This is a genomic window from Parvularcula dongshanensis (assembly GCF_014199615.1).
Taxonomy (GTDB): domain Bacteria; phylum Pseudomonadota; class Alphaproteobacteria; order Caulobacterales; family Parvularculaceae; genus Parvularcula; species Parvularcula dongshanensis.
Genome location: NZ_JACHOB010000007.1, coordinates 65118 through 76130, shown reverse-complemented (window position 1 = coordinate 76130; position 11013 = coordinate 65118). Strand labels below are relative to the sequence as shown.

Here is an 11013-nt window from a genome sequence, read left to right as displayed (position 1 = left end):
CCTCAGGCGAAGACGCCGGCGACGTACCAGTCCGGCGTCTTCGAGGCCGCGAGCGTCGCGAGCCAGAGCCGCTCGCCCTCCTCGGTCTGCACACGCCAGTAGTCCCGCGTGCCGGACGCCCAGTTGGGATCGTCGCGCCACCACTCGGGCGCGATCCGCTCGGGCCCCTCGGCACGCTGCGCGCGGAAGCTGCGGCCCCGCCAGCGGAAGGCGCGGGGAGGGCGGCCGGGCTCAGTCACCTCCGCGCGTTCGAGGGGGACCGCCTGCAGGGGCCGCGGGCGATCGAAGGCGAAGGCGTTCGCTGAGGTTGCAGCCTCCGCTTCGTGCGGCGCGACCATCGCGAAGCTTCGCTCGGGGAGGTGGCTGTCGCCGCGCACGAAGCTCTGGACCCGGTCGAAGCCGATCCGGTTGCCCAAGGACGCGACCAGGCTCGCCATGTCGCCCTTGGTCTGCGCCTCGGCAGCGAAGCCGTGCTGCTTGCCGGTGTAGGGCTCGGTGACGGTGGCGATGAGGCGGAGGACGTCGATCCCGGTCCGCGCGTCGAGCTTCGCGAGGCGTGGCCGAAACTGGCCACCTATCAGATCGGGATCCCGCGACGGCCAGGCGAGGCCGATCGTCAGCGCTTCCGAGGTGTGGTCCGCGCGGCTGACCTCGAGCCGGAGAGCCCTCGCACCGTGCGAGGCCTCCTCGAGGCGCTTGCAGACCTGCGCCGTCAGGCGGCGGACGCCCTCCGCGACGTCCGCCTCGAGGCCGATGGGATCGGGCAGGGACAGCCTTGCGGAGAAGGAGGACAGCGCCTTCTCCGGCGTCACCGGATCCGGCGTCCGGCCGAGGACCGCGTCCAGCTGCTCGACGAAGGCGAGCCCGAAGCGCTTGGCGAGCTGCGCGGACGGGATCCGGTAGAGGTCGGCGATGACGGTCAGGCCGAGGCGCCGCATCGTCACGGCATCCTTCGGCACCGCGACCGCGTCGACGGGCAGGCTGCCGACCGCCTCGCGGACGCCGCCGACCGGTACGATGCGCGTTTGCGCGGTTGCGCGACCGCTCGGGTGCGCATCTGCGTCACTGCGCGACGGCGCCTCTGCGCTGATCCCCCACCGCGCGACCGCGCGCGCCGCCCCGCGCGTGTCGGCGAGGGCGAGCCGGGCGCTGACGCCGAGCTCTGCGAGGTCCTCCGCCACCTGGACGATCATCACCGCCTCGCCGCCGAAGAGGTGGGCGCACCCGGTGACGTCGAGGACGAGGCCGTCCGCCCCGTCCCGCGCCGCGGCGGGCGTGTACCGCCCGCAGTACCGCTGCATAGAGGCGAGGAGCTGCGCATCGCGCCCCTGATCCTCAGGGACGGTGAGGAGGTCGGCGGCGAGGGCGCGCGCGTCGGCGAAGGTCATGCCGGGGGTTAGGCCGAGGGCGAGCGCTTCGTCAGACAGGACGGCGAGTCGGACGGCCGATCGCTCCTCGCGGGTGACCGCGAAGAGGCCGTCAGCGCCCGGTTGGCCCGCCCGCCTCAGACGGTCGAGGGGCAGGCGCGGCAGGTAGACCGCCATCACCCGTCTGCCGCTCGACCCTGACATCGAAGACCATCCCACTCGTTCCACGTTTGTTCTTATAGAGCTCGCAAACGAGGCGGGACGACTCAAAGCTTTCCACAGGGGCGAAGCGCGCGCGCCAGCGTGTCTCCGCGGCGCAATTGCTCACGGGCTCACGCACGGTAAGGAGGCAGGTCGTGCCGCCGGCTTCCGCCGCCAGCATCAGTCGGCGGCTCTCCGTGAGGTCCGGCCCGCGATCGAGCACCCCCATCACAACGTTCGCCGCCCCGGAGCGAAGGCTGGTCTCGATCGACCAGAGTGCGTCCTTCCGGTCGCCCGAGGTGGCAACCAGGAGGCGGGACGGATCGATGAGACCAGCGGTGCCGTTCGGATCGAAACTGGCAACGTCTCTACGCTCGCCGGTCAGGACCACGTTTCCCTTCCAGCGGCTGGCGAAGAGGAAGCTGAGCAAGGCGCTCGCCGGACCTGTTGCTTCGTGCAAGCGCCGACAGCGGAGGTCGGGAAGGGTGGTAGCGGCGGCAGACATCGGGTCGGATCAGAAGCTAGAACCAACTCCTAACTCGAGGGTTAGGCGAAGGCCTAGGCGCCGTTCTCGACGTCGATCACGGACCGAGCGACGGCCCTGAGTCCGACTTGAGCGCCTCGGCCACTAAGTGGCGAACCCGCAGCACCGTTCGCGGCCTAATTGCGAATCAACCTCAAACGAGCGTTCGTCCTCCTTGGAAGCGGGGTCACGCTGCACCCTCTCCCGCGAACCAAGGCGAGGGCCCCTCGACCAAACGCCGTCAAACGAGCGTCGAACGTCGAACCGATCGGCCCTTCGACCAGCGCCAGGATTGCAAGGCCTTCGGTCCGTAGCCAAGCGACCTCGCCCTCGGTTGGGGCCTGATCCGGTCCGTTCGCGTTCAGTCGAACGCGTCGCCTTCCGCTTCTAACCTCTCGACCTCCTCGCGGAGGTCGAGGATTCGGATGTGGTTGCAAGATAGTCGTCATGCTAGCAGTTCGGACCCCGAAGCGAAGGGCGTCGCGAAGAAGTCGGCCGAAGTTGGACGCCGTTCGCGCTGCTGGCGACGTACCCTGTTAGCACGGTCCTCATTACCCCGATCATTAGCAGAAGCAGGCGCGCTCCTTGGGCCGACGAGCGGTAGCAACAACCCTGGACTCCGGTTACGAACGAAACGTGGGGTGTAGGAACCGCCACCGTCACGTCGACACCCCGTTTGACGTTGAGACGCCCAGTAGATTCCTTGTCGTCGCACCAGGTCGCACGAGAGGGTATCTGTTCCCAGGACGCCGATCGCTAGACTCGACGCGTGCGGCGATCTCTTAGGGAGGCGAGGCGCGGCAGTCGTTCGCGCGGCAAACGAGCCGTCCTACCGTGCGGAAGCGGAGCAGTGAGCTGAACGAGAAGACGAGCACAAGGCCCTTCTGCAGACTGGGCCAGAAGGTGTTGTGAACGCCGAAATCCGAGAAATTTGCCGTAACAGCGAGCTGCGCAGAAATCAGGTTTGCCGCCGCAGGAACCTGTCGCGGCTATACGAAGACTCTGAGAACCCCGATCATAAACCGTTCCCGAAAGTACAAAGTAGCTGCAGCACCGTTGCCATGACCGGGTTGGGCACGTTAGCTTCGCAGCACTAGGAGAACATCGCTAGAACCGAACTACAGAGTAGAAACCGGAAGCTAACGCTGCTCTTGTTTGCCTACCCAACAATTCAACTTAGCATCAACATTACGCTAATCATTGTTTCATTGAATAGCAGAGGAACAGAACGAATCATACCCAGCGAGAATTACAATTTTCTTGAAGCGTGCCTCCACCGCAGATAGCCAAACGGAATCAGGACTAAGCAATATGTTAGTGTACCAGCCGAGAAGGCTTCTACTATTCCAGCACCCGACCAGAAATATGACACGAATAGAACAACAAACAGCACCGGAAGGTTCCAAAGTGCAACAAATAGAAAATCTTTCATCTCTTTGGCTAGATCCTCTGGTAAGAAGGCTGAAATAACTAGTTCTTGTCCGGATCGACCGGCACTTCTTTAGCGTCTGCTGCTGAACTTGAAATACTTTCGACAGTGCCAGAATACGTACTTATACCCGTGACCATCTCGTCAACTTGGGTACTTCCTAAACTCGAAACCTTTCCACCGACACCGCCAGTTACCGTGCCGATCGTAGCGGCTTTTGCCACACTATTAACTGCCTCACCGACCGTTGAACGTCCTGCACTTACGTCGCCGATCTGATTTCCACTTTCAGCAATACCACCACCAAGACCTCCTCCAATTGCCCCAGTAACGGCTCGGCCTGCAACTGTGGTAGCGCTTCCGAGAATCTTCGCGCCCGTGCCAACGCCTAAAGCGCCAGCGCCAGATGCGAGCGCAACTCTTGCGCCTGCTTGAAGGTCTGATCGCTGAATACCGTCGCTTAGGTCCAATTTGCCGCTCCTAACCTCATCGATGAGTTGTAAGCCACCGCCTACGAAAGCGCCAACCACACACCAGGGACATTCGCCATCGGGGTCGGTGACATTGATCGGGTCTCCCCCGACGTAGGCGTATCGGGTGAAGGTTTCTGGTCGCAACACCGAGAAGCGTAGCGGGTCGTTCGCGTAGAACCGCCCGACGATAGGGTTGTAGTATCGGGCCTGCATGTAGGTGAGGTCCGTGTCCTCGTCGTCGACGTGGCCCGTAAAGCCCGCATCGTCGTTCCAGCCGCCGGACCGCGACCACTCCTCGCCGTAGGGCGTAGAGAGTTCCGTCCATAGGACTGTGCCCGCCGCGTCCGTTGCAGCGACCGGCGTACCGAGGTGGTCGTTGTGCATGTAGGTCGGGGTGCCGTTCGTTACCTTCGTGACCAGCTCGCCCCCCGCTCGGACGTAGTCGGTCCGATTGCGCGTCCCGTTCGGCTTGATCTGATCGCGATGCACGAGCGTGCCGTCCATCGTGTAGACTGAGTAGATCACCTCGCCATTGTCGCGCGTTTGCTTAACTCGACGCTTGTGACCGTCGTAGCGGTAGACCGAGCCCCTCCCTTGACCTGTGAACTTGAACGGCTGGTCCGACAGGTCGTACTCGAAGGCGTTGAGACCGTCGCTCTTAACGTTGCCGCGGCCGTCATAGCCGAAGCCTCGCCACGCCCCGTTCGTCGAGCTGCCCTGGTAGGCGCCCTTGTAGCGCCACAGACGGTTCGTCCCGGTGTACTCAAGATCGACCGTCTTGGCCCCGAGCTTCTTCTGCCGAAGGTTGCCGAGCGCGTCGTAGGTGTAGAAGCCCTGCCCCCAGGGGCCGTGCGCGTCGGTCAGACGTCCAAGCCCGTCGTAACCGAAGTCTCGGTCATTGCTCCGGTTCGTGTAGTCGTCGATGTTCGTGACGCGGCCGTTCTTGTCATAGCCCTCCCAGCCCATCGACAGAGCGTAAGTCGTCGCGTTCTTGATGTGCTTGCGCCACAGCTGCTGCCGCTCGTTCAGGTGCTGGTCGAGGACGTAGCCGTTGGCGTACTCGAGGTGCGCGAGCAGGCCGTTCTCGCGGTAGGAGAGGTTGCGCGCGTAGTAGTCACTGGCCCACTTCTGCGCAGTCTTCGGGCGACCGTAAGCGTCAGGGGCGTAACCAACCTTCAAGCCCGTCGGAAAGACCGTCGACGTCGTTGCGCCGTCCGTCGCGAAGCCACGCTGCGTCGTGTAGGTGCGCCCGTCTACGTTGAGAAGTTCGGTCTTGAGAAGCGCCTCGTCGCCGATCCACCAGTAGTCGTAGTGCCAGTCGATGCCGCCCCGTAGGACGTAGCGCAGGCTGCCGTCCGGCCAATAGGTGTAGTTCGTGTCGGGCGTGGTGTCGGAGTAGTCGACCTTCTTCAGCTCGGCGAGTAGGGTGTAGGTGCGCGTGATCCGATCGGCCGGTAGCGTGCCGCAAGTGTCTTCCCAGACGCCCGGCAGAGGTGCCTCATACTGCAAGCTGCTATCGGGGTAGTAGCGGTAGAGGCGCGAGCCGGTCTCGTTCGTCCAGTGTCGGCAGAGCTGCAGCTTATCGTCGTAGCGGTACTTCTGCGTCTGTGCGACCTGACCGCCGCCACCATCGGGGCCCGATTGCTTCGCGGTCCTTAGGTTGCCCCACGGATCGTAAGACATTGAAGTGCGACGGAGGATCGTATGGACGCCGCCCTCAACTTCCACGTCGTCGATCAGCTTGACCACCCCATCATCCGGCCCGCCCCACCCCTTCTTGTAGGTGTACGTGAGGTGGCCCTCGGGGTCCTGCACGATGGCCAGATTACCGTCGAGGTAGCTATGGTGCGTCTGAGCGTAGATCGTGCCTGACGCGCTCGCCCGCTCGCGGACGTAGGTCGGCCGGCCGAGCGCGTCGTAGTCCGTGTAGACGCCTTTGGTCGGTGAGGCTGAATTTGAAGGCAGCGACGTGAACGCCGCCCGCCCAAGCGCGTCGTAGGCGGTCTTGGTGTAAAGGGTAGCACCCCCACGACCCCCGTCGATCGAGCGAGTCCGTACCAAGATTGGGCGCAGCATGGCGTCGTAAGTCGTCTGCGTCTCGAGCGCGCCACGCGTCACCGTCTGCACGATGCCGGAGCCGAGCCCTGAGTAGCTGATCACCGTCGGCTCCCAGCTTCCCGGCCGAGTGATCTTCTTCAGCCGGCCCATGGAATCGTAGGCGTAGCCAGTCGTCACGTTCATCGCGTCCGTGAACGACGTCAGCCAGCCGTTGTCGTCCATGACACGGCTCAGCGTCGTGCCGTCCGCCCGCTCCACGACCTTCGGCGTGCCACGGTAATAGTTGTGCAGCTTCGTGGTCCGGCCGAGCGCGTCCGTGACCGTGTAGAGCGCACCGAGCTGATAGTCCCCAGTATGGTAGCCGTAGGTCGCAACTGTGTACGCGTCCGTGGCCCCGAACCGCTTGTGCTTTGTGACCCGACCCAGGCTGTCGTAATCGTAGTCGTCGAAGAGCTTTCCGTTGCGCTCGACCGTGTCCGACAGCCCAAGAACCCACTTGTCCTTCTTGTGAATGTAGGTCGTGTCCGTGTAGCGCTTGCCCGCCGTATCTCCCGCAGTGTTCGACCACTGCTCGACCTTGGTCGGGAAGCCCCAGCTGTAGGTCGCGAGACTGCGGTCCATCGCGTATGTGTTTCGCGTCTTGTACCAATCTGCGCCCCGCGTAATGGCCGTGTCTCGCTTGCGTACGGATTGAAAGACGTCTTTCACCGGGTTGGAGACGAAGGTCGATCCCGCAGCCTCCGGCTCTAGTATGTACGTATAATCCTTCGTCTCGAGCGGACTCGCCGCGCTAGCCGAGGAGAACAGCTCCTCGCGGCGCAGGTTGTCGTGGTTGCGCGCGACCGAGAAGGAGTAGGGCGTCGGATAGTAGAGGACGCGCTTCGAGTTGTCAGGCGCGATGATAGTCGTTTCGGTCTCATCGTTGTCTGTAACGTAGCTGTACGTCCAAGTCGCCGTCGGAACGCCTGCCGCCGATAGCGTCTTCTTCGTCGCCGCCATGACGTCAGTCAGCTGCGCAGTAGGGTACTGACCACCGGTGGAGTTAGGGCAGTAAGGGCCCGTCTGTCCCGTAGCACCCATTCCGAGGTGAAGCGCGACCTCCGCGATAGTGAACGTGCCTTTGACACCATCCGGATGCGTAACGCTGACGGTCTTCGTCTTCTGCTTGCAGTTGTTACCGCCCGGAACGGCGCGAGCTTGTAGGTTGGCAAGGTCGAGCGACCACTTACGACCGTCGGGAAGGGTGACCGCGCCTAGGGTCGACCAAGTTTCATACCGAGTACCCCATCCCGGTGTCGCGGCGTAGGTATCGTACATCGCCACGCTCTTGGACATGTAGTCATAAGACCAGGTGCGAGCCGCGCCGGCATTGCCTGGATTAGAAGTCACGCTGTCTATGAAGTGACTTGTACGGTTGATCGATATTATCCGTCCGTCGTTCGACTCAATGCGTGTCAACCAGCCGTTGTTGTCATACTTGTATTCGACCCAGTTGCCGTTGACGTCCTCAACCCGCGACACGGCGAGTGTATCGTAGTAGACGCCAACCTCTCGGTAGATCACTTCCTGAGGTGACCCGCCTTCCCACTGAACGGTCCAAGTATCGAACTCAGAGGCACGGGAGTTGCTCTTCACAACGACATCGAAGCGATAGGTGTCGCCGTTCGGGGCGTGTCCGATGAAGCCTTCCGTTCCGGCGCCATCAATGTTCGTCAGGCAGGTGAAGTACCAACCATCCGCCGTTACCTTCTTCGCAGCAGCTGGCCACCCTTTCGTGGCCGTGGGGTTGGGACCAGGTGTCCACTTATCGAGAAGCTGACCTGAAGCTCGGCCCGGGACATCGAGAAGCACGCCATCGCTGTAATGCGATGGTAGGATCGCAGGCGGTGCACTGTTGGTCCCGCGCTTGGGCCAATTGGCCTCAGGAAGCTGAGACGCGAGGCTAGCGGAGCAACGTTGCTTTCCCCAGCGGGTGTTCGCTATCCACTCATCGGCGAGGATCTTCGTTGAGATCGTTGGGATCGCGAGCCGCCAGTCGGCGAAGTCGCCACTCTGCATCTGGCTCGGGTTGAGGCGACGTCGGATCTCGACCGGCAGGTCGGAGTTGCCAGCGATAGAGACATCAACGTGCTCGAAGCTGAGGCGTCCCGACTGAAGGTCGATCGCATCGCCAAGAAGAGTCTCGTCGTGCGGCGTCAGCCCCAGGTTGGGCTTGTGCCGCTCGGTCCAGTCGGGCGCCTCCTTGGTCTCAGTACCCCATTGCCCGGGCTGTGCTGTGGATTGGTTTGGTCCGAGAACGGACAAAGCCGTAAAGAGCACAACAGCGCTAGTGGCGACAAATTGCAATCGCATGGCGTTCCCCTTCCCTGCGTTACAGGGAAGTAGGCTACGATTTCGAGAGCCTCGTCAACTACCTATGATTGACGGCACTGTTGTTTTTTCACTGCGGACTTGAAATCTGGATACACGCCCCGCGATTTGGCGGACCATCGGCCTACTAAAATGCGTTTTCGACAATTATCATTGTACGACTGAGATGGTGTAGCAGCAACGTAGAATTGTCATCAGGTATCAACTTAGAAATGTCAGCCTCCCCTGTCCAGTCACGGGAGAGCGACATGGGCCTGGTTATCATGAGCGAACGAGAACTGAAACGCATAGAGACCATCGGGCAGATGCAGGCCGGCCGATTGAAGCCAGCGGACGCGGCTTCAATCCTCGGCGTATCGGAGCGGACGGTCTTCCGCATAGCGGCGAAGCTGAAGACACACGGCGCCGCCAGCTTCGGACACGGCCTTCGCGGTCGGCCGTCCAACCGGAAGCTCGACGATGACAAGCGCGAGTACATCCTCGGCCTGGTTCGCCGGCAGTACGATGACTTCGGTCCGACGCTCGCGGCCGAGATGCTGGCCGATCGCGACGGCGTCACGGTCAGCAAGGAGACGCTGCGCAAGTGGATGATCGCAGAAGGCATGTGGACGACGCGCAAGGCTCGGCGTCGCATCCACCAGCCCCGCTTGCGCCGTGAGCGCGTGGGCGAGCTCGTCCAGATCGACGGTTCGCCCCATCGGTGGTTCGAGGATCGGGGACCGTCCTGCAGCCTGATCGTCTTCGTCGACGACGCGACCAGCCGCCTGCTGCACCTGCACTTCTGCGAGTCCGAGAGCACGGCGTCCTACTTCGACGCGACCGAGGCGTATCTGACGACGCACGGTCGCCCGCTCGCGTTCTACTCGGACAAGCATACGGTCTTCCGTCTGGGCCGGAAGAGCCAGAAGTCGGGTCATGGGATGACGCAGTTCGGGCGGGCCATGTCGGAGCTGTCGATCGAGATCATCTGTGCGGACACCCCGCAGGCGAAGGGGCGTGTCGAACGCGCGAACCGGACTTTGCAGGACCGGCTCGTCAAGCTGCTTCGCCTGGAAGGCATCGACGACATGCAGGCAGGCAACGCTTACGCGAAGACGTTCGTCACAGCCTACAACGACCGCTTTGCGAAGCCGCCTGCGAAGTCCGACGACCTGCATCGGCCGCTCGCCCAACCCCCGTACCGGCTCCGCGAGGTTCTCTGCGTAAAGTCCCAACGGCGGGTGACCAAGGACATTACCCTCCGCCACGACAACACACTGGTGATCCTAGAGCGCAACGAGGTCAGCGATGGTCTGCCTGGTAAGTGGGTCGACGTCCACGACTACGCAGACGGGCGGATCGAGGTCCGATGGAAGGGCGCGTCGTTGCCCTTCAAGCAGTTCGATAAACGCCAGGGGCGGACGCTTCATACGTCCATCACCGAGAACAAGCATCTCACCGCCGCCGTCGAACGGATCAAGGCGCAGCGGGACAACATGCCAGCACCGGCGACCTATCGCCCGTCGGCGAAGAATGGTTACGTGAGCAACGGTCGGAGGCAGGGTCACGCCAACGGGACCTCGATCCTCAAGTTGAAACAGGCGAAGCGGCAGCGTGAAGCCGAGGCAGCGGCAACAGCAGCGCCGTCTGAGCCTTCGCTTTCGGCGGTCGAGCAGGCTCGGCAAATCCTAAACGCCCGCAGCAAGCCAGCTCAGACGACCCCAGACGCCGCTGCGTCCGAGAACGTGCTGTTGGAACCGCTCGAGCCAGCTCCGCCTACGGCGAAACAGCGGCCGCGAGAGGCTAGACTGGCTCGGTCGGCGGAGCGCCGAGCGAAGCACAAAAGCTTCGGTAGGCCAGGACGTTGAGCTCGGTCGCACAATGCAGCTTGTCGCAAACAGTTCGCTTACGGAGCATCTGACTTGCGACGAAGCTACTGCTGCGAGCGGTTTGCTCGCATCATCCGCGTCCGCCGTCCGCGACGCCGTCCAGATAGTCGATGACCGCATGGCCGTAGCCCGTGCGGACCAACTCAGCCGCAGTTTTGTTTCGAAACCCCTCGAGCCGCTCGGTCCGATACCACGCGTACGCAGGCAACAACGTCTCGTCGCCGTACCACGTCGCAACTGCTACGATGATCCGCAGAAGCCTGGCGAGGCGGTTCTGCTCGCCTGTCTCTGTCGAGGTGCTCTCGATCGCCAACAGGCCGGCAGTCTGCGCGAGCTCTTCCGGATGGGTCCCAAGGATGTCGGCGGCCTGCTGCGTCCGCAGAGAGCCGACGCCTCCGCATTCAGCAAGGACGGCATGGAGCCGATCTGCGCTGGCTTCGCTCAGGTTGTGCGCGATCGAGTGCGACCCACTACCCGCCGGATGGTCCGTTGGGAGCGGCCGGACGAAAAGCGTGCCGGCTGGGCCGCTACTGATCGCGACCTCGCCGCCGGGCTGGAGACTGGTCAGCATGAGAACGCCCTTCGGCAACGGCAGGCGACCATCGGCATCGACTTTGAGCGTCAACGAGGCGGGGAATGCTAACGGTCTAGAAGTGTTATGGTCGCGTTTGGGTTTGCTATCGATGGGATCCATGTCCGTGCCCTACCCGTATGGCGTTGATGA

General features: G+C 62.8%; 4 protein-coding genes and 1 pseudogene. 1 reads left to right on the top strand and 4 read right to left on the bottom strand.

Going from position 1 to position 11013, the window contains the following annotated elements; all coding sequences use genetic code 11:
• Positions 1 to 2: 2 nt before the first annotated feature.
• The 3 genes from GGQ59_RS13865 to GGQ59_RS13855 all read right to left on the bottom strand — a co-directional run bounded on the left by GGQ59_RS13865 (position 3) and on the right by GGQ59_RS13855 (position 8397).
• The gene (locus GGQ59_RS13865) at positions 3 to 1544 is read right to left on the bottom strand and encodes a DUF6504 family protein (RefSeq protein WP_183819641.1); all 1542 of its coding nucleotides are present in this window, start codon (positions 1542 to 1544) and stop codon (positions 3 to 5) included.
• A complete protein-coding gene (locus GGQ59_RS13860; RefSeq protein WP_183819639.1) occupies positions 1480 to 1959 on the bottom strand; it encodes an ImuA family protein in 480 nt (159 codons plus the stop codon). The genes GGQ59_RS13865 and GGQ59_RS13860 overlap by 65 nt, the downstream gene beginning before the upstream one ends.
• Before the next feature lie 1602 nt (positions 1960 to 3561).
• Complete coding sequence (locus tag GGQ59_RS13855) at positions 3562 to 8397, bottom strand: RHS repeat domain-containing protein (RefSeq protein WP_183819637.1); 4836 nt, start codon at positions 8395 to 8397, stop codon at positions 3562 to 3564.
• 272 nt (positions 8398 to 8669) lie between these two features.
• On the opposite strand from GGQ59_RS13855, the pseudogene GGQ59_RS13850 reads away from it, so the two are divergent.
• Positions 8670 to 10025, top strand: a pseudogene (locus tag GGQ59_RS13850) (ISNCY family transposase); the annotation flags it as partial.
• A gap of 334 nt (positions 10026 to 10359) precedes the next feature.
• Here the strand turns inward: GGQ59_RS13850 and GGQ59_RS13845 are convergent.
• Positions 10360 to 10983 carry a hypothetical protein gene (locus GGQ59_RS13845; RefSeq protein WP_183819635.1) on the bottom strand — a complete coding sequence of 208 codons (624 nt, stop codon included), beginning with the start codon at positions 10981 to 10983 and terminating at the stop codon, positions 10360 to 10362.
• Positions 10984 to 11013: the final 30 nt, after the last annotated feature.

Bases quoted from the DNA above. Each gene is read 5' to 3' on its own strand.
- GGQ59_RS13865 (WP_183819641.1), bottom strand. From the start codon at position 1,544: ATGGCGGTCTACCTGCCGCGCCTGCCCCTCGACCGTCTGAGGCGGGCG.
- GGQ59_RS13845 (WP_183819635.1), bottom strand. From the start codon at position 10,983: ATGGATCCCATCGATAGCAAACCCAAACGCGACCATAACACTTCTAGA.